This is a genomic window from Meiothermus rufus DSM 22234 (assembly GCF_000423425.1).
Classification (GTDB): domain Bacteria; phylum Deinococcota; class Deinococci; order Deinococcales; family Thermaceae; genus Meiothermus; species Meiothermus rufus.
In genome coordinates this window covers 1-20,878 of the sequence record NZ_AUHY01000003.1, presented here as the reverse complement: position 1 = coordinate 20,878, position 20,878 = coordinate 1, and the positions used below count along the sequence as shown (strand labels likewise).

The window sequence follows — 20,878 nt, the reverse complement described above, 5'->3', positions numbered from 1 at the left end:
GCGAGGCGTTCTGGCACAAGGAGGCAGGCATGAAAAAGACCCTCTTTTTACTGTTGGCGGTGTGGGTGGTGGGCTTCGGTTTGGCCCAGGACAAGCTCAAAGCGTGCTGGATTTACGTAGGCCCCATCGGCGACTACGGCTGGAGCCACGCCCACGACGTGGGCCGCAAGGAGGCCATGAAGGCTTTGCCCTGGCTCGAGACCGCCTATGTGGAGTCGGTGCCGGAGGCCCAGGTCGAGCCCACCATCGACAAGCTGGTGAGCGAGGGCTGCAAGGTGATTTTTGCCACCAGCTTCGGCTACATGGACGGGGTGCTGAACGCGGCCAAGAAGTACCCCGAGGTGCTCTTCGGCCATGCCACCGGGTATAAGCGGGCCCCCAACGTGATGACCTATCTGGCCGAGTTCAACGAGGTGTACTACCTCAACGGCCTGATTGCCGGGGCCCTGACCAAGAGCGGCAAGGTGGGCTATGTGGCGGCCTTCCCCATCCCCGAGGTCAAGCGCCATATCTCGGCCTTTGCCCTGGGGGTACGCGAGGTTAACCCTCGGGCCACCATCAACGTGCGCTGGATTAACGCCTGGTTCGACCCGGCCAAGGCCACCGAGGCCACCAACGCCCTGATGGCCCAGGGCAACGATGTCTTCGCCTTCACCGAGGATACCCCGGCGGTCATCCAGGCCGCAGCCAAGCGCAACCTGCCGGCTTTTGGCCACTACTCGCCCATGCAGAAGTTCTCCCCCAAGACCGTGCCCTCGGGCCAGCTAGTGCGCTGGGAGAAGATTTACATCGACTTTTTGAGCAAGGTGCGCAATGGCACCTACACCAACCGAAACCTGGACAAGGTGGACTACTGGTGGCTGCTCAAGGAGGGCGCGGTGGAGCTGGGCGGCGAGTTCGGCGTGCCCATCAACCCGGCCTTTGTGCCAGCCCTTAAGGCCAAGCGGGTGACCGATAAGCTCACCGGCAAACAGACCACCGTCTACGACCTGGTAATGGCCCGTTACGAAGCCATGAAAGCGGGCAAGTTTAGCCCCTTCACCGGCCCCATCCGCGACCGCAATGGCATTTTGCGGGTTCCGGCGGGCCAGGTGTACCCCATCTACTCCGACAAGCCAGGGGCCAACCAGGCCAGCATGGAGTGGGCTGCCCCGGGAATTGTGGGGCAGTGGCCCAACGAACCCAAAAACTGACCCGGCCTTTGGGCTGGGCACCCCGCCCCAGATAGGGGTGGGGTGTTTTCACCAAAAGGGGGCCTCGAGGGTGGGTAGACTAGGGCCATGCTGCGTACCTTGGGAGGCCTCGAGCTCGAGGGCAATTCCTTTGCCCGTACCAAACCCTTTTGCTGGTAGCCTACCTGGCCCTGGAAGGCCCCCAGGCCCGGCGCTACCTGGCCGAGCTGTTCTGGCCTGAGGCGCAAGACCCCTTGAACAACCTCTCGGTGGCGCTGAACCAACTGCGCCCTTTGGGTTTGGTGGAGGGAGAGGAGGTGTTGAGCACGCCCCTAAACACCGACGTGCACCGGTTGCGCCAGGCTCTGCACACCCTGAACCTGGCCGAGGTACGTTCGCTGTATGGGGGGGCTTTTTTAGAGGGCGTGGAGGTAAGGCTGGGCGAGGAGCTGGAAGAATGGCGCTGGCGCACCCGCGAGGGGGTGGCCCTCGAGGTCTACCAAGGCTTTGTCCGGGCGGCCCGGATTCGCTACGCCCTGAACCTGGCGGAAGAAGCCCGGGCTTTGCTGCGGGAGGCCCAGGGGCTGCCCGGGGTGCGCTGGGTGCTGGAGGTGGAGGAACCCGCCGCGCCCGACCCTACCCCTTTGCCCCGGGAGGTTCGCCGGGCTTTTTGGGCGTTGTACCTGGACAAAAGGCGGGCTGGGGAGGTGGTGGCCTTGCTACCCGAGGCTTTGGATCTGCTGTACCGCGAGGGGCTGGTGAGCGCGGCTGGCAACCCCCTGCCCAAGGGGCTTCCCCTGCCCCTCGAGGCCCAGGAGGTGGCCCTGGAGCTGGCCCGTAAGCTTCCTCTGGGGGAGGCGCTGGGGTTTTACCGCCAGGCCCGGGACTTGTGGGGCCCAGAAGACCGGGAGCGGGCCGGAACGGCCCTTTTGGCCGAGGCCCGGCGCCTGCTTTCGGAGAACCCCCTAAGGGCCTTGGAAATCCTGGCCGAGGCCCCCGCCCAGGAGGCCACCCAGCTCTACCAGGCCCGGGCCTTAGAACGCCTGGGCCGCTATGGGGAAGCCCTGGGGCTGCTGGCGGGCCTGCCCGCTACAGCCGAGGCGGCAGCGGTACGGGCCAACATTCTCTTCCGCCTGGGCCAGGTGGCCGAGGCTTTGGAAGCCGCCGAAGAGGCGGCCAGGGGTGGGGCTTGGCCCCAGGGGGAGGCCCTGAACCTCAAGGGGCTTCTGGCCTTCGGCCAGGGCCGCTTCGCCGAGGCCGAGGCCCTCTTTGCCCGGGCGGCGGTGCGCTTTCTGGCCGTGGGCGAGATCGCCCGCCAGATCGATGCGCTCAACAACCGGGCTGCCGCGCTTTTTGAGCTGGGCGATGTGGGGGCGGAAGGGGTTTTGGCCGAGGCCCAGGAGGCGGCCCAGGGGGTGCCGCTTCTGCTGGCCAGGGTTACCCTAAACCTGGGGGTGGTGCGGGAGCGCCAGGGCCAGGCCGCCGAGGCCGAGGCTTTGTACCGGGAGTCGCTGGGCTGGAGCCAGAAGGCCGGGAGTCTAGAATCGGTAGGCCGGGCCTGGAACAACCTGGGAGCCCTGTACCACCGCCAAGGACAGCTTTTAGAGGCCGAAAAGGCTTATCAGGAGGCCCTTTCTGCCGCCCGTGGGGCACGCGAGTGGGTGTTGACTGCGGCGGTGCTGGCCAACCTGGCCGAGCTTAGGGCCGACCCCGCCACCCTCGAGGAGGCCGTGGCCCTCTTGGAAGAGGCCAACTACCCGGTTCTGGCCCAGCGCTACCGCAGCCGCTTGGACGGTTTCAAGGAGCGTTAAGGCTGGTTTAAGGGCCCACTACCTACACTCTACAGGCGTAGGAGGTGAACCATGCGGAATAGGCTGATTCCCATAAGTATCCTTTTGATCCTTATGGCTGGATGCGGGGGCGGCCCTCCGCCCTCGAGCTGCCCCTGGCCGGGAGGAACAGCCTGGACGGTACAGTCGGCCCCGATCCTTCCCACCGACATCCTCTACACCGTGACCCGGAGCCCCAACACCTGGGTGGCGGCGGGCCTGGGGGGGTAGGCTGATCACCTCCCTCAACGGCTTTATCTGGACCGCCCAGAACTCGTCCACAACGAACACCCTCCTGGGCTCGGGGGTGAGCCTGAGCCACTACCTGGTGGTGGGCCAAAACGGCACCATCCTGAGCGCCCCCCTGAGCATGCCGGGCAACTGGACCGCCCTCTTTTCTTCTACCACCGATAGCCTCTACGACGTGGCCTGCGGGGCGGGCCTCTACGTGGTGGTGGGGAACAATGGCACCATCCTTACCTCGGGCGGGCCTCCGGGCTGGGGCTGGACCCCCTTGTCCCCCGCCCCCACCCCGGAGAACCTACGCGGGGTGGCCTACGCCCCGGACCTGGGCCTCTTCGTGGCCGTGGGCTGGGGCGGCGTACCCCTTTACTCGGCTAACGGAGCCGCCTGGAGCTTCGGGACGGTCAACCCTCCCAATCCCCTTAACCACCTGAACGGGGTGGCCTATCGGCCGGCTGCGGCGGGGGGGCCTCTCTTCGTGGCCGTGGGCAATGGGGGCTGGATCCTGACCTCCCCCGATGGGATCCACTGGACCCCCCAAACCTCCGGTACCAGCCAGGACCTGCGGGGGGTGGACTACGGGTATGGCTCGGGCCTCTTCGTGGCCGTGGGGGCTGGCGGGACGATCCTGGCCTCGGCCGACGGCGCGAACTGGACCCCCCACAATGCCAACGCTCCTGGCACCTACCTCTTCGGCGTGGTGGGGGATCTCTGCGACCGGTTTGTGGCGGTGGGTGGGAACGCCACCCTCCGCACCCTGCCCTAGAGGAGGTAGGCGATGAAGACCCGCATCCTCGTTGGCTTTCTGCTCCTGCTCGGCCTGCCGGCCTGCTCTCCTCCGCCGACAAGCGGCCCCTGCACTACGGCCGGCCCCATCCTCTCGGGCAACCCCGCGGTTCTCTACTGCTTTAACGAGCCCGTTCTGAGCAACGCGGTCCAGGACACCGCCCCGCCCCCAGGCTCCGCTTCCCCTGACAAGGCTCTAGTGTATGACTCCTCCGGCAACCAGGGATTTTTGGATCCGGTGCCCGACCTAGGGAACCACGGCCCCGCCCAGGATCCCGGCACCCCCAACGGCTCGCTCTACTTCTACGGCCCCTACCTCGAGGCCCCCGATAGCCCCGACTTTACCCCCACCGGGAACGCCACCTTCCTGGCCTGGGTTCGGGTGGTGGGGTGCGGCTCCGGGTTTATCGCCAGCCTCATAGACAAGTACGACCCCCAAAGCCAGACCGGATACGCCGTCTGGCTGGATCAAAGCGGCGGGCAGGCCATCCCCAAGGTTCAGATCGGGGCTAACACCTTCACCGCTAGCGGAGGCTTTCCCGCCAACGCCACCGTCAATAGTGGGATCTGGCACCTGCTGGCCGTGGTGGTGGGGGGTGGGAGCCTGACCTTTTATATAGACGGTAACCCCGCGGGGAGTTTCCCTTTGGGTTCGGTGAACGCGGCGAACAACCTGTCGGTTCTGATCGGGAAAAGCCGGCTTCCGAATACGAATACCCTCTGTGAGTTCGCCATGGCCGGTTTAGGTTTGTACCATCAGCCTCTTTCCCCTGCAAGCATCAATAACATCTACAACCTAGGTGTGGGGGTTTTCTAGGCCTGGCCCCAAGGCCGGGGTTTTAAGCTTGCGTTAAGGGTGCCTGGGCTAGAGTCTGGGGCATGCCAATACGGGTGCTCGACATGGATGGTCGCACCGTTCCTAGCAGAGAGGATGGGTATGCGTTTTTGCTGGTTATGCTGGCTCTTTTTGATAGTCGCCTGCTCGCCCCAGCCGCCTTCGATCAGCCTGTACCCGGGCCGGGCGGCGGTGGGGGAGGAGATCGAAATCCAGCTCTCGGGCCTCGAGGCCTCCTCGGCCCAGGTACGAATCAGCGGAACTGAGGCCCCAGTCACCCGGCGGGAGGGCAGCCGGATTTACGTCACCGTCCCCAGCCTGCCTGGAGGGCCACAAGAAGTGGTGGTGCAAAGCGCAGGCCGGGAAGCCAGGGCCAGCCTGGGGGTGCTGGGCCGGTTGGGGCAGGAGGTGGAGGCCGGGGTGGCCGTGGTCTCCCTCCCGCCTAGGGCCAGCCTAAGCCGGCTGGAGGGCCGAGGCTTTAGCCTTCTAGAGCGAGAAAGTCTAGGCAACACCTGCGCCCGCGATTTGGTGCGGGTAGGGTTTGATAAACCCCTGGGCCAGGCCCTGGCCGAGCTGGAAAGCCTGGACCCCGAGTACAAGGCCGACCCCGAAAGCCTCTGGAACCTAGGCGGGCTGGATGGCCCCGGAGCGGTGGGGGCTCCGGCGGCCCACGGGCGGGGCCACCGGGGCCGTGGGGTGGTGGTGGCGGTGCTGGATACTGGGGTAGACGAAAGCATTCCCCAGCGCCCCGGCTACGACTTTGTGGAGGATGACCCTATCCCCCAGGATGCTTTCCCGGGAGGGCACGGCACCGGGGCGGCCTACCTGGTTCTGGGGGTGGCCCCCGAGGCCCAGATTCTGCCGGTAAGGGTCTGCGACGAGAACGAGATTTGCAAGGCTAGCCGGGTGGTGCGGGGGGTCTGCTGGGTCTTGGACAACGCCCAGGGGCCTACCGTGCTCAACCTGAGCCTGGGGGGGAGTGTGCCGGTGGAACTCCTGCGCGCGGTGTTGGCGCTCGCCCTAGAGAAGGGCTACCCGGTGGCCGCGGCGGCGGGGAACCAGGGCCAGCACGGAAGCCCCACCCACTACCCCGCGGCCTTCCCCCTGCCGGGCCTGGTGGCGGTGGGGGCTTTGGAGGCTACCCCCACAGGCTGGGCCCCGGCGCCCTACAGCACCCAGGGGGCCTATGTGGATCTGGCCGCTCCGGGCACAGAGCTTACGTGTGCCCAGCCGGGAGGGGGGCTGGGCCTCTGCACTGGGACCTCCTTCGCCACCCCCTTGGTGGCGGGGGCCATGGCGGTCTGGCTTTCCGCCCAGCCCGGCCTGAGCCCGGCCCAGCTCGAGGAAAACCTGAAGAAAACGGCCAAGTCCCTTCCTTACCCCCCTCAGGCGGTGGGTAGCGGGATGCTGGACTTGTCTCAAGCGCCCTAGGGTTGCTCTGGCGCTTTGTGGGCTCAGCGGACACCCCGCTGGGCCATTTTGCATGCGGCATATATCACCGCCAAAGCCCCGGCGATTGCGGCAAATTAGGCTCAAGGTGTAGTGTAGGCCAAAAGGTGCTTGGTATGCCCAGACGCCACCTTGCGCAGGTTTACCTGATCAGCGGCCTGGCCCTGCTGGCCTACGTACTGGTGCACCTGCTAGGGCCCTTCCTCCCCCTTTCGGTAGCCCCCACCAGCCTCTACGCCTTGCCCTGGCTGATGATGGCCTTGGCCACCCTGGCCTCGAGCCTGGGCTGGCTCTGGGCCTTGCCCTTAGCGGGTCTGGCCTGGGGGGTTGAAGCTCTGGGCCACGGCCTGGGCCAGGCCCTCTGGCTCCTACCCGTTCTGGCCGCGACCTTGTACCTGGCCGACCGGGTGGGGCATAGCCTGCGCCGGGCCCACCGCCGCCTGGCCTGGCTGCTGGAGGCATCGGAGCAGGTTTCCCGTGCGACCCGCTTCGATGAACTGGTAGAGGCACTGCCCCGGTTGCTGGCCCCGCTGGCCCGGTTTGTAGAGGTATGGCAGCGGGATGCCCAGGCCGACCTGCTGACCGACCTGCCCCTGCGCAAAGCCACCCTCTCCTACCACCCATCGGTAGGCCTGCGCCTGGTGGCCGCCTGGAATAGCGCCCACGCCCTGGGGCAGATGGCTTTGCTGGAGCAGCTGGATAGGGCCGGGGGGTTCACCCTGGTGTTGTCGGTGGAGGGGGAGGGGCTCTACCTGCTCCGCCTGGTCACGGCACGCCCCCTAAGCCCCACCGAGGCCAAAAGCCTGGAGCGCTTTGCCGATATGGTCGGCCAGCGTCTTACCCGGCTACAAGGAAGGGAGCAGGCGGCGTTCTTGCAACGCCTAAGCGAGCTACTCGAGCAGGCCGACCGCGATGCTTTGGAGGACGGCCTCGAGGCCCTTTGCCACTTTTTGCAGCTAGAGGCAGGGTTTATTTTCAAGCAAAGGGGCAGCCGGTTGCTTCTTCTAGTCTCGCGGGGCGATACAGCGGGGCTGATGGCGCTGTACCCCGAGGGCATTCCCTTTGCCGAGGGGCCGGGCTGGCAGGTGTTAGCGACCGGGGAAGCCCGATTCACCAGCCGCTACTGGCTGGAGCCCGATGCGCCGCCCCACCTGGCCCAGGCCGGGGTGGGTGGGCTGGCCTTGTTGCCGGTGCCTACCGGCCCACACCGTGCACGCCATCTGCTGGTGCTGGCCCAGCGCGAGGCCCACTGGTGGACCGAGGGGGAACGGCGGCTTTTGCTGGCGGCAGCCCGCATTTTGGGCCGGGCTTTGCAGCGGCAGGAAATGCTGGTGCAACGGGAGACCATCCTGGGTCTGTCGCAGAAGGCCCACCAGGGCCTGGAAGAGGGTTTATACCAGGAGATTTTGCAAAAGGCGGTGGAGCGGGTGCCCGGGGCGGAGGCGGGTAGCCTGCTGGTGTGGGAGGACTCGAGCTACCGCTACAAAGCCGCTTTGGGCTACGACTTGGTCACCTTTAGGGGCCTGGCGTTCAGTGAAGACCAAGTCTTCCGGTGGTACGACCAAGACCAGCAGAGCTGGCTTCAAGGAGAGCCCCGGCTGCTGCAGGGCGAGGCCTTGCGGCGGGTGATTCAGGCCGAATCCCAGGGGATAGCCGGCCTCGAGGAGGCTGGTCGACTGGAGCAGATCCAGGCCAGCCTAGCCCTGCCGGTGGCCTACCGGGGGCGGGTGGTGGCCTTGCTCAACCTGGAAAACCTGCATGACGCTAGGGCCTTTGCCGAGGACTCCCTGGAAGCAGCCCGCTTTTTTGCCGAACCCATTGGGGCACTAATCTATGGCCTACATCAGCGGGCTTTGCTCGAGGCCACCGCTCGCACCGATCCCCTTACCGGCCTGGGGAACCGGCGGGCTTTCGACCAGGATTTTGCCCAGGAGCTAAACCGGGCGGAGCGGTATGGCTATTCGCTGTCGCTACTGGTGCTGGACTTGCAAAATTTCAAACCAGTCAACGACCGCCTGGGGCATGCGGCGGGGGATCAGGCCTTGCAGAGGGTAGCCCAGGTGCTGCGGCAGCACACCCGCGATAGTGACCGGGTATACCGCTGGGGTGGCGACGAGTTCGCCTTGCTGCTGCCCCATACCGATGCGAGCGGGGCCAAAACCCTGGCCACACACCTGGCGGAACAGATCGCTTCGGTTGCCCTGGGCGGCATTCACCTGGGAGCCAGCTTTGGTCTGGCCAGTTTTCCTCAGGATGGGGCCGACTTCGATAGTCTGCTTTCCCTGGCCGATACACGGATGTATCAGGCCAAGACCCGGGGCGTGGCTTTGATCTAGGCCGGGGCCAGCAGGGATACCCGTTCACCAAAGGCACTACCAGGGCCCCCACCCTGACCTCGCTGTTACCTAGGCCACCCTCCCCCTTTGGGGAAGCTGGCCTAGGGGTGTGGCTTTTCTAGCTGCCGATGAGGCCACCATCCAGCTTGCGCACGGCAACCACCGAGGGGCGCGGGGGGTTGGTGCCATCGGGCCACAAGCTCACCGGCTTCTCTACGGTACCGCCCTCGCCGGGGTGCTGAATGCCGGCGAAGAAGTTCTTGTTGTCGGGGGTGAAGATGGGGCCGCAGATTTCCGCCCCCACCGGCGCCGACATGAACTGCCGCACGTAGCCGCGCTCGGGCCCCTGGGTAGGCACAGCGTATACGGCGTCGTTTTTCTTGATGGAGCTATCCTGGCCGTCGGTGGCAATCCACATGTTGCCGGCTTGGTCGAAGGCGATGTTGTCGGGACAGGAGAAGGTCGAAACCTTGTCCTTGGGGAAGCCGGCAAAGTAGGTGCTGGGGTCGGAGGGTTCCCCGGCTACCAGGAACAAAGCCCAGCGGAAGGTGGTCGCGGTGGGGTCGTTGCCCGCTTCCAACAGCTCGATGATGTGCCCGTGGCGGTTGTCGGGCCGGGGGTTGGCCGCGTCCACCTGGGCTGCGGTGCGGCGGGAGTTGTTGGTCATCACGGCATAAACTGCGCCCGTAACCGGGTTGCGCTCCACATCCTCGGGCCGGTCCATCTTGGTCGCGCCCAGCAGATCGGCAGCCAGCCGGGTGTGGATCAGCACATCGGCCTGGCTGCTAAAGCCGTTGGCCTCGGTGAGAGGGCCGTGGCCATAGACCAGCGGCAGCCAGACCCCCGTACCGTCGGGGTTGAACTTGGCCACGTAGAGGGTGCCCTCGTCCAGCAGGTTCAGGTTGGCCTTGCGGTCGGTGGGGTTGAAGCGGCCCTTGGTGACAAACTTGTAGACGTAGTCGAAGCGTTCGTCGTCGCCCATGTAGAGCACCACCTGACCGTTGGGGGCTAGGGTGGTCTCGGCCCCTTCGTGCTTAAAGCGGCCTAGGGCGGTGCGCTTCTTGGGGGTGGAGGTGGGGTCGTAGGGGTCAATCTCCACAATCCAGCCGTGGCGGAAGGGCTCGTTAGGCTCCTTGGTCAGGTCGAAGCGGTCGTAGAACTGCTCCCAGCGGCGCCCACTGGCCCCGCCCGGCAAACCGTAGCGGGCATGGCTGCGCTTGACCGGGCCATCCGCCAGGGCGTTGTTGCCGGCAAAGTACTGGTTGAAGTTCTCCTCGGCGCTCAGCACCGTGCCCCAGGGGGTAGTCCCGCCGGCGCAGTTGTTGAGCATGCCCAGCACCCGTTTGCCGCTGGGGTCGGCCTTGGTCTGCAACAGGGGGTGGCCGGCGGCGGGGCCGGTGAGCTCCATGGGGGTGGTGGCGGTGATACGGCGGTTGTAGACCGAAACCGGCAGGTACTCAATGCGGCCATCGCGGCTGCGAGCCACCTCTACCACGCTCCCGCCGTGGGCGGCTAGTTCAATGTCCACCTGTTCCTGGGTGGGCTTGCCCTGCTGGTAGCCGGGGAAAATCAGCTCGGGGTTGGTGTACTCGTGGTTGGCCCAGATCAGGGCCCGGCTCGAGTTCCCCGAGGCGAAGGCGGGCAGGGGAAGCCAGGTGATGTAGTCGTTGTTGTAGCCAAAGGCGGCTTCTTGCGAGCGGGCGTCCCAGTTGTTGATGTCGAAGCGCCTGGCTCCGCGCAGAATGGGGTCGCCCCAGCGGATGACCACGTTGTGGGCGTAACCTTCTGGTAGGAGCACTTTGTCTTCAGTGGAGAGGCCAATGGGTTTGAAGCCCAGGCTGCTGCCCTGGGCTTTGGCCAGGCTCGAGAGCCCCGAGACCACGAACAGCCCCCCCAGGCTGGCCGCCAGGAAGCTACGGCGGCTCAGGGCCTCTTCCACCACGTCGCGCAGGTAGTCGTTTTCACTCTGGTTCAGGATGGGTTGGGCACAGGCGTCGCCGCACTTCCAGTGGCAGGTTGCCGGGGAGCGCCCACCGACGTGGGCCTGGGGGTTGAACGCTTTTTCTAGTTCAATCATGACACCGCTCCTTCGGGGGTAGCTCCAAAAGGGTGGTTGTGGTTTTCTACCCCGCTATTGAACCTAGGGCTGCCTTGTCAAAGCGCTGTCAGGTGTATAACTTTTCGATTTGCGCGTCAGGTGTTGTTTCTGCTGGCGCTGCTTTTCAAGGGAAAATTGGGGTGAGTGCGCAGCCCTTCCTGCAAGGCTCGGCGCACCTCCTCGATTAGGACGGCTACCTGAATGCCCTGGTATGCTTGGGGAAGGTTTTCTAGGTGTTTCAGGGCCTTGGCAAAGTTGCGCCAGCCACCTTTGGGGTTGGTTCTGGCCTTGTGTAGCGCAGCCGCCAGTAGGATGATGCCGTGGGTGAGTTCGCGCTCAGGCCCGGAAAGCTCGAGCCAGAGAGGCTCCAGCGCTTCGTGTACCTCCCAGAAGGCCCCCATGGACCATAACCGGATGGCCTCGAGGTACTCGGGGGTTTCCAGCAGGGCCGATCCTTTCACTATAAAAAGTGTATCGGCTTTCCCTGACCCCTACCAAGGGTGCTAAAGTGGAAGACCGGAAGGGCCTCTGCCCTGGCCCTAAAAGCGAGGCAAAGAACTATGGCAAAACCCATTGAAGTTACCGACGCAACCTTCGACGCAACCCTCAAGGAAAACCCATACGTGCTGGTGGATTTCTGGGCCGAGTGGTGCGGACCCTGCCGTATGGTGGCCCCGGTCATGGAGGAGCTGGCTAAGGAGTACGAGGGCAAGGTTACGGTGGCCAAGCTCGACGTAGACGCTAATCCCCAGACGGCCATGCGTTACCGGGTGATGAGCATTCCCACCATTATCCTCTTCAAGAACGGGCAGCCGGTGGAGGTGATGGTCGGTGCTGCGCCCAAGAGTAACTTCGTGGCCCGCTTAAACAAACACGTCTCGGTGGGGGCCTAAGCTAAAACTGATGCAGACCCATCACCTCAACATCAACGACCCTGGCTTCATCTACGACCCCTATCCCACCTTGGCTGAGCTGCGGGAAAACCTGCCAGTCTTCTTCGACCCGGTCTGGAACAAGATTTTCTTTCTTCGCTATGCCGAGATTGCCCAGCTATTGCGGGACAAAAGGCTAGGCCGCTCGATTACCCATATCCTCTCCCGCGATGAGCTGGGCTGGCCCCCGCCCAACCCCCTGACCCGCGACTTCGACCACTTCCAGGAAAACCACATACTCGACAACGAGCCGCCCAAACACACCCGGCTCAAGGGCCTGATGATGAAGGCCTTCACCCCAGCCCGGGTGGAGAGCTTGCGGGGCAAGATACAGGCCATCGTCAACAGCCTGCTTGACCAGGCTGAGGATAGGGGGGGGATGGACCTGCTCAAGGACTATGCCGAGCCGTTGCCGGTAACGGTAATTGCCGAGCTTTTGGGGGTGCCGGAGGAGGATCGGCCCCTGCTGCGCCCCTGGTCAGCCAAGATCGTCAAGCTTTACGAGCTGGGTTATACCGATGCGCAGGCCCGCGAGGCTAACCAGGCGGTGGTGGAGTTCTCGGCGTATATCCGTGCCCTAGCCGATGAACGGCGCAAAAACCCCCGCGATGACCTGATCTCGGCTTTGGTCGAGGTGGAAGAACAGGGTGACCGGCTCACCCCTGACGAGCTGGTGGCAAACTGCATCCTGCTTTTGAACGCGGGGCACGAGGCCACGGTCAACGGCACCACAGCGGGGTTTTTAGCCCTGGAGCGCAACCCCGGCGAGAAGGAGCGGGCCCTCGAGGCCGCGGCCAAGAACCACACCGAGTTTTTCAAGCTGGCAGTGGAGGAGCTCTTGCGCTACGATACCCCCCTGCCCATGTTCGAGCGTTGGGTGCTAGAGGACTTCGAGTTTGGCGGCATTCCCCTCAAGCGGGGCCAGGAGGTAGCCCTGATGTATGCTTCGGGAAACCGCGATCCACGGCAGTTTGCCCACCCCGACCGGCTCGACCTCACCCGGCGGGAAAACCCCCACCTCACCTTTGGCCTAGGCATCCACTACTGCCTGGGGGCCCCGCTGGCCCGCCTCGAGCTGCAGGTCTCCTTCCAGACCCTGCTCAAACGCCTGCCCAGCATTCACCTGGCCACCGACCAGGTGGAGTACGCTGGGGGGTTTGTCATCCGGGGGCACAAAGCTATGCCGGTGGCCTGGTAGGGCCGGCCGGCAACAGGTCGGCGAAGCAGAACCCCTCGCGCCAAAGGGTTTTTCCCACCCGCAGCGGGATGCTTTGGGCAAACATAGGGCCAGCATAGCAGAAGGTGTGAAACTCCCCTCGCTCGCCACAGGGGTCGACCCCTGGCGGCAGAGCGGCCAGCAGTTTGGCGTCGTAGGGTTGGCCCAGCCACATAGGGGAAAGGCGCTTGGGGTCCAGGCAGGTGAGCACCGCTTGCAACCCCGCCGCCAGCATTTCTTGGGCGAGCTGGGCGGTCTTTTCGGGGGCTGTCCAAAGGGGAAAGAGGGCCTCGAGGCCGCTTCCTTGCAGCAAACGTACCCGGTAGTCGCGCACCTCTTGCAGGAACAAATCGCCAAAGGCCAGGTGAGTGATGCCTTCCTGCCGGGCTTTTTGTAGCACGGAGTGCATGGCTTCCTCGTACTGAGCGTTGGTGCAGGGGTGGGGTAGGTATACCGGCCACAAAGGCAGCCCAACGGCCCTGGCCTGGGCTTCGACCAAAGTGCGCCGTACCGCGTGCATGGAAACCCGGTCGGCGGTCTGGTTGAAGGTGGTCAGAAGGCCCACCACCTCTACCTGGGGTTGCTGGCGGAGCTGGTAGAGCGCCCAGGCGCTGTCCTTGCCTGAGCTCCAGGAAAGTAGGACGCGGTGCACAATAAGAGTCTAGGCCAGCCCGCTGATCTTGAGCACGAACAGGCCGTACATGCCCAGGTACAATAGCCCCTCCCAGCTAGAGATGCGCCGATCCTGCACCAGCAGGTAAAACAACAGCGTGGCCCCCAACACAAAAGGCAGGGCAAAGCTGGTGAGTTCGGCGGGCACCTGTACCGTGCCATAGACCGCCCCTGCCCCGACCACCACCAGGGCATTGAAGATGCAAGAGCCCAGGATGTTGCCCACCGCCAAGGCCGCCTTGCCCCGCCGGGCCGCGCTGAGGCTGACCGCTAGCTCCGGCAGGGTGGTGCCCAGGGCCAGAAGGGTTACCGCCACAATGGCCGGGGGCACGCCCAGGCCCGCCGATAGCCCTTGCAGGCTATTCACCGTCCACTCCGCCCCGAAGTAGAGGCCCACCGCGCAAAGCACGAGGATAAGCAGGTCGAGCTTTTTCAGAGGGGGGCGGGGGCTTTTGGCTTCCCCCGAGCTGCCTTCCTTGAGCAAGTACAGCACATACACCAGGTAGACGCCCAGCAGGCATAGCCCCTCGAGCCGGCTAACCACCCCGTCGTACATCACCACGCCTAGGACAAAGGCCGAGCCCACCAAGAACTGTAGGTCGATGGCGATGTAGCTCTCGCCCAGGTACACCGGGCGCAGCACCGAGAAGACCGCGCTTACCCCCAGAATCAAGAGCAGGTTGGCGGCATTGGCCCCCAGGACGTTGCCGCTTACAATTTCCGAGACGCCCTGGCTGACCGAAAAAAGCCCTGAGATTAGCTCCGGCAGGGAGGTACCCACCCCCACGATGACCACGCCGACCATGAAGGTAGACATGCCCAGGGCTAGGCCCACGCGCTCGGCGGCTCTGGTAAAAAGCCGGGCAGACAGTAGCAGCAAGGCCAGGCTGCCTATAAAGGCGAGGAAAAGTAGCATAGATGGCTCCGGCTCGAGGTTACCGGGCCATAGCGGGAAAAGGCAAACCTTGGGAGGCCTCGAGGGCGTTGTACAAAGGCCGGGCGATAAAGCCCCCACCCAAGAGCCGGTCGCCCTGGTAGAAGACCGCCGACTGCCCCGGGGTTACGGCAAACTGGGGCCGTTCTAGCCGGATGACCATCCGCCCTGGGTGGATTTCCTCTACCCAGGCCGGCACCGGCTGGGTGCGGTAGCGCACCTGGACTTCGATTTTTTCCGGCAGCTTTTCCACCAAGAGGTTGGTCTCGCGCACCTCGAGGCCCCCCCACAAGCAGGCCTCCTTTGGCCCCACCACCACCTCATTGGTGGCGGGGTTGACCCGCACGACGTAGCGCTCGAGGTGGCTTTTCCAAAGCCCCAGGCCCTTTTTCTGGCCCACCGTGTAAAACTGCGCCCCGGCGTGCTGGCCGATTTGCTGGCCGGTCTCGAGGTCAATCAAAGGGCCGGGCCGGGCCTCGATGTGCTGGGCCAGGAAGTCCTTCAGGTCTCCCTGCACAAAGCAGATGTTCTGGCTCTCGGGCTTCTTGGCAGTAGGTAGGCCGTACTGCTCCGCCAGGGCCCGTACCTGGGGTTTTTCCATGTGCCCTACCGGGAAGAGCAGGTGGGGGATGGCTTCTTTGGGCGTGCCCCAGAGGAAGTAGGTCTGGTCTTTCCTGGGGTCGCCCCGGTACAGGCCCCCCTCACGGTTGATGACGTAGTGCCCGGTGGCGACGTAGTCGCAGCCCAGCGTCCGGGCTTTCTTCAAGAGCGAGTCGAACTTCACCCTTGTGTTGCAGTTCACGCAGGGGTTGGGGGTCTCGCCGGCCTGGTAGCCTGCGATGAAGGGGGCGATGATTTTCTCTTCGAACTCCTCACGGTAGTCGAGCAGGTAAAAGGGTATGCCGATGATGTCGGCCACCCGCCGGGCCTCGTAGGCGGCGTCGGGCGAGCAGCAGGTCTCGAAGCAGTCGTCCTTCTTGTGGTCGGGCCAGAAGCGCATCATGGCCCCAATCACCTCGTAGCCCTGCGCCTTGAGCAAAGCCGCAGCCACCGAGGAGTCTACCCCCCCGCTCATGGCGGCCAGTACCCGACCCTTCGACATCCCAAGCCATTCAGTTTAACGTAGTATGCACCAAAGAATGGCAGCTAGCTTACCCAAGGGGATACGCCATCCTAGCAATGGTTGACCGTTGAACCCCCGGGCTTTAGCATGGCCTGGGGGTAGCCCCCTACCTTTAAGCCGATCCTGCGAGGTCGGAAAGGAGAGCTGATGAACGGTATCGAAGGTAAAAACAAACCTAGCGCCGCGCCCGTTTGGGGCGCTTTTTTTAGGCCTCGAGGTGGCCCATGGAAAAGAAGCTGACCTTCAAATCCAAGCTGCTCAACGAAGACGAGGTGCGCCGGGCCCTGACCCGCATCGCCCACGAGGTGATTGAGAAAAACAAGGGTACCCAGGGTCTGTGCTTTGTGGGGATTCATACCCGGGGCATTAGCCTGGCCCGCCGGCTGGTGGAGCTGGTGGAGCGCTTTGAGGGCAAGTGCCTTCCGATGGGCATTCTGGACATTACCCTCTACCGCGACGACCTGACCGAGATTGGCCTCCAGCCCAAGGTGCGCGAGACCCGCATCCCCTTCGACCTCAATGGCAAGGCGGTGGTGCTGGTGGACGATGTGCTCTACACCGGGCGCACGGCCCGGGCAGCCCTGGACGCCCTGATTGACCTGGGCCGGCCCAGCCGTATCTACCTGGCGGTGCTGGTCGACCGGGGGCACCGCGAGCTGCCCATCCGGGCCGATTTTGTGGGCAAGAACCTGCCGACCGCCAGAAGCGAGGTAGTCAAGGTCAAGACCCAGGAAGACGACGGCGAGGACGCGGTGGAGCTGTGGGAGGTGGAGGTATGAGTGCCTCGGCCACCCCTACCTTTCCCCCCCACCTGCTGGACTTCCAGGACTGGAGCCGGCCCCAGATCGAGAGCCTCCTCGAGACCGCCCGCATGATGCAGGAGGTGCTGGCCCGCCCGGTGAAGAAGGTGCCGGCCCTGACCGGTTTCACCGTGGCCACGGTTTTTTTCGAGCCCTCCACCCGCACCCGCATCTCCTTTGAGCTGGCGGCCCGGCGTATGTCCGCAGATGTGGTGAGCTTTAGCGGGGCCATGAGCTCCACCACCAAGGGCGAGACCTACCGTGACACCCTGCGTACCCTCGAGCAGCTGGGCATCGACGCCTACATCATCCGGGCCGATGCGGCTGGGGTCTGCCACCAGGCCTACCGCTGGCTGGGCAAGCCCGTTCTGAACGCCGGGGATGGCTGGCGGGCCCACCCCACCCAGGCCTTGCTGGACGCTTTTACCCTGCTGCAGAGCCTGGGGAGCCTCGAGGGCAGGAAAATTGCCATCGTGGGGGATATTTTGCACTCCCGGGTGGCCCGCTCCAACGCCGAGCTTCTGCCCTTGCTGGGGGCCGCGGTGGTGGCCTGTGGCCCGGCCACCCTGCTGCCGGCCAGCCTGCCGGGGGCCCGCCTTACCACCGATTTGCGCGAGGCCCTAGAAGACGCCGATGCGGTGATGGTCTTACGCCTGCAAAAAGAGCGCATGGACAAGGGCCTGCTCCCCTCCTTGCCGGAGTACATCGCGGCCTACCAGGTCACCCAGGCCCGCTTGGGCTGGGCCAAGCCCCAGGCCCCCTTGCTCCACCCCGGTCCCATGAACCGCGATGTGGAGCTGGAAGGCATTCTGGCCGAGGCTCCGCAGAGCCTGGTGGAGCGGCAGGTGGCCAATGGGCAGGCAGTACGGATGGCGGTGTTGTACCACCTCTTGGTGGGGCGCAAAAGGAGTGAAGGATGAAGGGCGAAATCCTTTTCAGGAATGTGCGGCTGGTGGATGGGCGGGGCGACTTCGGCCAGGCCGATGTGCTCATTGGCGAGGGGCGGATTCTCTCGCTGGCGGGCGGGGAGGCCCCTAAGGTGGTGGAAGCAAAGGGCCTGGTGCTTTCCCCTGGTTTTTGCGACCCCCACGCCCACCTACGCGAGCCTGGGCAGGAGGTTAAGGAAGACTTAGAAAGCGGCCTCACCGCAGCGGCCCGGGGGGGCTATACCGATGTGGTCTCGATGCCCAACACCCAGCCGGTGGTGGACACCCCCGAGGCGGTGCGGGCCTTGTGGGAAAAAGCCCGCCAGATTGGCCAAGCCCGGCTTCATCCCGCCGCCGCCCTGACCCAGGGGCAGGAGGGGCAGTGGCTGAGCGAGGCCCGGCTTTTGCAGGAGGCTGGGGCGGTGATGCTCACCGACGACGGGCGCACCAACGAGGAGGCCGGGGTGCTGGCTCTGGGCCTGCGCTACGCCGCCTCCTGGGGCCTGGTAGTGGCGGTGCACGCCGAGGATGCTGGCCTAAGGCGAGGGGGGGTGATGCACGAGGGGGAGGTCTCCTTCCGGCTGGGCCTGCCGGGTAACCCAGCCTACGCCGAGTCGGCCCGTGTGGCTCGAGACCTCGAGCTTTTGCGCTACGCCCTGGAGTACGCTCCTTCCGTACCCCGGCTCTTGCACATCCAGCACCTGAGTACCCGGCGGGGGCTGGAGCTCGTCCGCCAGGCCAAGCGGGAGGGCCTGCCGGTCACTGCCGAGGTGACCCCCCACCACCTGACCCTGACCGATGCGGCTTTAGCCTCCTTCGACCCTGTGTACAAGGTGGCCCCACCCCTGCGCCCCCGGGCTGACCTCGAGGCCCTGCTCGAGGGCTTGCTGGAGGGCAGCATCGACTGCATCGGCACCGACCACGCCCCCCACACCCCGGATGAAAAAGCCCTCGACCTGCTACGGGCCCCCTTCGGGATACCCAACCTCGAGGTGGCCTGGCCTTTGCTCTACACCGAGCTGGTCGAGAAGCAAGGCTTCCCCCTGGCCACCTTGGTCGAGCGCTTCACCGATGGCCCCCGGCGGGTGCTGGGCCTGGCCCCCATCCACCTGGAGGAAGGGGCTGAGGCCAGCTTAGTGCTGTGGAACCCTGCCGAGGCCCGCCCGGTCGACCCTCAGGCCTTTGCCTCCAAGGCCCGCTACAGCCCCTGGGCCGGTTGGCGGCTACAGGGCTGGCCTGGCCTGACCTTGGTGGCGGGGCGGGTGGTCTTTTCTGCTTCTCATCCTGAGCTGCTGTACTGAGCTATATGCGCTTCTGGAAGATTTTGCTACTGGGCCTGCTAGCCGGCTGCACCAACGCCCCACTGCGGGTGCCGTTGGCCGATTTCGACGTGAACATCGCCCTGGTGCCCAGCGACCGGGTGCTCTTCGTCAAGCAGAGCTTCGACAAACCCCCCCTGCCCCTCTCCCAAGTAGCCCTCGAGGGCTACCTCACCTACCGGCAGGAAAACACCACCCTGGGCTTTTACGCTGCTGATACCACCCCCTGCTCGCCTACTCGGGTAGGTTCGGAAGAACTTTACCTCTGCGACCCCAACGGGCCGGGCATCGCCTCTTTAGGGCAGGTGGGCTTTAGTGGCGGGGCCATCCAGCGCTTCGAGTTCAGCCACAGCAGGCTGACCAGCGGCATTAACAGCGGGGAGCTATGGCTGGGGGTGCGGCTCGAGGGGGGGCTGCCTACCGCGGGCACCCTCCAGTTCCGTAGCCTGGTGGCCCGGGTAGCGGTACTGCCTTAGCGCAGCCCGGGGCAACTTCGCTATACTCAGCAAGCGCAGATGGAACGCTTGCTGGTTGTAGAAGACGACCCCCAACTGGCCCACCTGATGACTTCAGCTCTAGGGCGCGAGGGGTATACTTTGTGGCTGGCCGACAACGGCCTGGATGCGGTGCAGATGGCTCCCCAGGCCGACCTGATGCTCTTGGATCTGGGCCTGCCCGGGTTGGGCGGTCTCGAGGTCATCCGCGAGCTGCGGGAGGCCGGGTGGAACCTGCCTATCCTGGTCATCAGCGCCCAGGGCACGGAGGAGATTCGAGTGCGGGCTTTGGAGCTGGGGGCCGACGACTACCTGACCAAGCCCATGAGCGTGCGCGAGATGGTGGCGCGGGTTCGAGCCCTGCTGCGCCGCAGCCGGCCCGAACAGGAAATCCAGGTAGGTGACCTGCGCATCCTGCTCAAACGGCGCCAGGTCTACCAGGGCGAACGTCTGCTGGATTTGTCGCCAACGGAGCTCGAGCTGTTGCTCAGCCTGGCCCTCCACCCCGGCGAGGTTTGGAGCCGCGAACGCCTGCTGCAGCGGGTCTGGGGGGCCGAGCGGGGCAGCAGCGTAGACGAGCGGGTGGTGGACAGCTACGTGGCCCTCCTGCGGCGCAAGCTAGGCGACGGCCCCAAAACCCCCCGCTACATCGCTACCGTTTTTGGTCAGGGGTATCGCCTGGTTTCTCCCCAATAGATAGGGCCACCCCCCCAAATGGGGGGATGTGCATTTGCATAAGTCTTTGAACAGTAGGCTGCTATAATCGCACCTCGGTACAAACCCCCCAAGGGGTGTACGCAGGTGCCTATGATGCAACTTGTTGAAGCTAAACGATGGTGGAGTTTAGGGTTGGCTCTGCTGCTGGCCCTAGCCCTAGCCCAGCGGAGTGATGTCCGGCTCGAGCTGAAGGCGTTTCGGGTTCTGGTGGTAGAGGAGCAGGGTCGCAGGGTGGAGCGCCTTGAGGCAGCCCTCGAGGCCAAACCGGGCGAGCTACTGGAGTACCAGCTTTCCGCTTTGAACACCAGCAATAGCCCGCTACGCCAGGTGGCGCTGGTCATCCCCATCCCCCCCGGCACCGCCTACCAGCAGGGTAGCGCCCAGCCTTTGCGGCTAGGCCAGGCCCTGGTGGCCCCGGAGTTCAGCTTCGATGGGGGGCGCACCTACGGCCAACCCCCCCTCAAGCGCAAGGTGCGGGTGGTGGAAGGGGGCAAGGAGGTCGAGAAAGAAGTGGAGGTCAAACCCGAGGAGTACACCCATGTGCGTTGGATTTTGCCCCAGATGGAAGCCAAGCAAACCGTTTTGCTCAGGCTTCGCGTCGTCGTGCGTTAGTTTAAGGAGGAATCCAGGAATGAACCGACTCTTTTCTTTTAAGTACACTCACGATAGACTTTTACAGTGGGAAACTTTCGGTACATTGAGTTGAGCCAAGAAGAGGATGAACAACTGCGGGCTATCGAGCAAAGCCCCCACATGAACAAGAAGGTGAGGCTGCGCAGTCAGATGATTCGGTTGTCGAACCAGCGTTGGGAGATGAGTCGGATTGCCGGGTATGTCGGATGCCACGTGCGGACGGTTGGCGCAGCGCTGAATGCCTGGGTAAGCCGGAAGTTCGAGGGACTGGCGGATCGTCCCCAGAAAGGCAATCGGCGCAAACTCCACGCAGAGGCCTTGCAGTTTATGCGGGATAAGCTGGCGGAAGACCGCTGTTGGAATG

At 64.6% G+C, this 20,878-nt stretch carries 21 protein-coding genes; 16 read left to right on the top strand and 5 right to left on the bottom strand.

Annotation, left to right across the window (positions count from 1 at the left end):
• Positions 1-29 precede the first annotated feature (29 nt).
• The 7 genes from G552_RS0100100 (at position 30) to G552_RS16875 (ending at position 8,650) form a co-directional block, all read left to right on the top strand.
• Entirely contained in the window at positions 30-1,193 is a 1,164-nt protein-coding gene (locus G552_RS0100100) for a BMP family ABC transporter substrate-binding protein (RefSeq protein ID WP_027881161.1), read from the top strand.
• A gap of 149 nt (positions 1,194-1,342) precedes the next feature.
• Complete coding sequence (locus tag G552_RS16880; RefSeq protein WP_342664851.1) at positions 1,343-2,983, top strand: tetratricopeptide repeat protein; 1,641 nt, start codon at positions 1,343-1,345, stop codon at positions 2,981-2,983.
• 93 nt (positions 2,984-3,076) lie between these two features.
• Positions 3,077-3,232 carry a hypothetical protein gene (locus tag G552_RS16175; RefSeq protein ID WP_156890649.1) on the top strand — a complete coding sequence of 52 codons (156 nt, stop codon included), beginning with the start codon at positions 3,077-3,079 and terminating at the stop codon, positions 3,230-3,232.
• Positions 3,233-3,308: 76 nt separating this feature from the next.
• A complete protein-coding gene (locus G552_RS14430; RefSeq protein ID WP_051195610.1) occupies positions 3,309-4,010 on the top strand; it encodes a WD40/YVTN/BNR-like repeat-containing protein in 702 nt (233 codons plus the stop codon).
• Between the two features lie 12 nt (positions 4,011-4,022).
• Positions 4,023-4,847, top strand: a complete 825-nt coding sequence (locus G552_RS15775) for a LamG-like jellyroll fold domain-containing protein (RefSeq protein WP_051195609.1) — start codon at positions 4,023-4,025, stop codon at positions 4,845-4,847.
• A gap of 120 nt (positions 4,848-4,967) precedes the next feature.
• Entirely contained in the window at positions 4,968-6,296 is a 1,329-nt protein-coding gene (locus G552_RS0100080; protein WP_027881160.1) for a S8 family serine peptidase, read from the top strand.
• Positions 6,297-6,430: 134 nt separating this feature from the next.
• Positions 6,431-8,650, top strand: coding sequence for a sensor domain-containing diguanylate cyclase (locus tag G552_RS16875; protein WP_051195608.1), 2,220 nt, complete (start codon positions 6,431-6,433; stop codon positions 8,648-8,650).
• A 118-nt stretch (positions 8,651-8,768) separates the two neighbouring features.
• Here the strand turns inward: G552_RS16875 and G552_RS0100070 are convergent, their stop codons facing one another.
• Together G552_RS0100070 and G552_RS14420 are read right to left on the bottom strand one after the other, a co-directional pair.
• The gene (locus G552_RS0100070; RefSeq protein WP_036270054.1) at positions 8,769-10,727 is read right to left on the bottom strand and encodes a PhoX family protein; all 1,959 of its coding nucleotides are present in this window, start codon (positions 10,725-10,727) and stop codon (positions 8,769-8,771) included.
• A gap of 116 nt (positions 10,728-10,843) precedes the next feature.
• Positions 10,844-11,209, bottom strand: coding sequence for a DUF309 domain-containing protein (locus G552_RS14420; RefSeq protein WP_036270053.1), 366 nt, complete (start codon positions 11,207-11,209; stop codon positions 10,844-10,846).
• A 72-nt stretch (positions 11,210-11,281) separates the two neighbouring features.
• Between G552_RS14420 and trxA the strand changes: the two genes are divergently transcribed.
• Together trxA and G552_RS0100055 are read left to right on the top strand one after the other, a co-directional pair.
• Positions 11,282-11,641 (top strand): thioredoxin, encoded by a 360-nt coding sequence (gene trxA, locus G552_RS0100060; RefSeq protein WP_281167326.1) that lies wholly within the window; start codon positions 11,282-11,284, stop codon positions 11,639-11,641.
• A 10-nt stretch (positions 11,642-11,651) separates the two neighbouring features.
• The gene (locus G552_RS0100055; protein ID WP_027881156.1) at positions 11,652-12,878 is read left to right on the top strand and encodes a cytochrome P450; all 1,227 of its coding nucleotides are present in this window, start codon (positions 11,652-11,654) and stop codon (positions 12,876-12,878) included.
• Here G552_RS0100055 and G552_RS0100050 read toward each other — a convergent pair.
• Genes G552_RS0100050 through mnmA form a run of 3 tightly spaced genes read right to left on the bottom strand, consistent with a single transcriptional unit; the run spans position 12,859 to position 15,604 of the window.
• A complete protein-coding gene (locus tag G552_RS0100050; RefSeq protein WP_027881155.1) occupies positions 12,859-13,548 on the bottom strand; it encodes a Dph6-related ATP pyrophosphatase in 690 nt (229 codons plus the stop codon). The two genes, G552_RS0100055 and G552_RS0100050, sit on opposite strands and share 20 nt — an antisense overlap.
• A 9-nt stretch (positions 13,549-13,557) precedes the next feature.
• Positions 13,558-14,484 carry a sodium:calcium antiporter gene (locus G552_RS0100045; protein WP_027881154.1) on the bottom strand — a complete coding sequence of 309 codons (927 nt, stop codon included), beginning with the start codon at positions 14,482-14,484 and terminating at the stop codon, positions 13,558-13,560.
• A gap of 19 nt (positions 14,485-14,503) precedes the next feature.
• Complete coding sequence (gene mnmA, locus G552_RS0100040; protein WP_027881153.1) at positions 14,504-15,604, bottom strand: tRNA 2-thiouridine(34) synthase MnmA; 1,101 nt, start codon at positions 15,602-15,604, stop codon at positions 14,504-14,506.
• Positions 15,605-15,861: 257 nt separating this feature from the next.
• Here mnmA and pyrR point away from each other — a divergent pair, with 257 nt between their 5' ends.
• From pyrR to G552_RS0100005, 7 genes are all read left to right on the top strand, one after another.
• Complete coding sequence (gene pyrR / locus G552_RS0100035) at positions 15,862-16,404, top strand: bifunctional pyr operon transcriptional regulator/uracil phosphoribosyltransferase PyrR (protein WP_027881152.1); 543 nt, start codon at positions 15,862-15,864, stop codon at positions 16,402-16,404.
• Positions 16,401-17,345 carry an aspartate carbamoyltransferase catalytic subunit gene (locus G552_RS0100030; protein WP_027881151.1) on the top strand — a complete coding sequence of 315 codons (945 nt, stop codon included), beginning with the start codon at positions 16,401-16,403 and terminating at the stop codon, positions 17,343-17,345. Before pyrR ends, G552_RS0100030 begins: the two co-directional genes overlap by 4 nt.
• Entirely contained in the window at positions 17,342-18,652 is a 1,311-nt protein-coding gene (locus G552_RS0100025) for a dihydroorotase (RefSeq protein WP_027881150.1), read from the top strand. The genes G552_RS0100030 and G552_RS0100025 overlap by 4 nt, the downstream gene beginning before the upstream one ends.
• A gap of 5 nt (positions 18,653-18,657) precedes the next feature.
• Positions 18,658-19,146, top strand: coding sequence for a hypothetical protein (locus tag G552_RS0100020; protein WP_027881149.1), 489 nt, complete (start codon positions 18,658-18,660; stop codon positions 19,144-19,146).
• A gap of 39 nt (positions 19,147-19,185) precedes the next feature.
• Positions 19,186-19,860 carry a response regulator transcription factor gene (locus G552_RS0100015; protein WP_027881148.1) on the top strand — a complete coding sequence of 225 codons (675 nt, stop codon included), beginning with the start codon at positions 19,186-19,188 and terminating at the stop codon, positions 19,858-19,860.
• Positions 19,861-19,974: 114 nt separating this feature from the next.
• Entirely contained in the window at positions 19,975-20,493 is a 519-nt protein-coding gene (locus G552_RS0100010; RefSeq protein ID WP_027881147.1) for a DUF11 domain-containing protein, read from the top strand.
• A gap of 66 nt (positions 20,494-20,559) precedes the next feature.
• Positions 20,560-20,878 (top strand): helix-turn-helix domain-containing protein (locus tag G552_RS0100005; protein WP_027881146.1); only part of this gene is annotated, 319 nt, incomplete at its 3' end.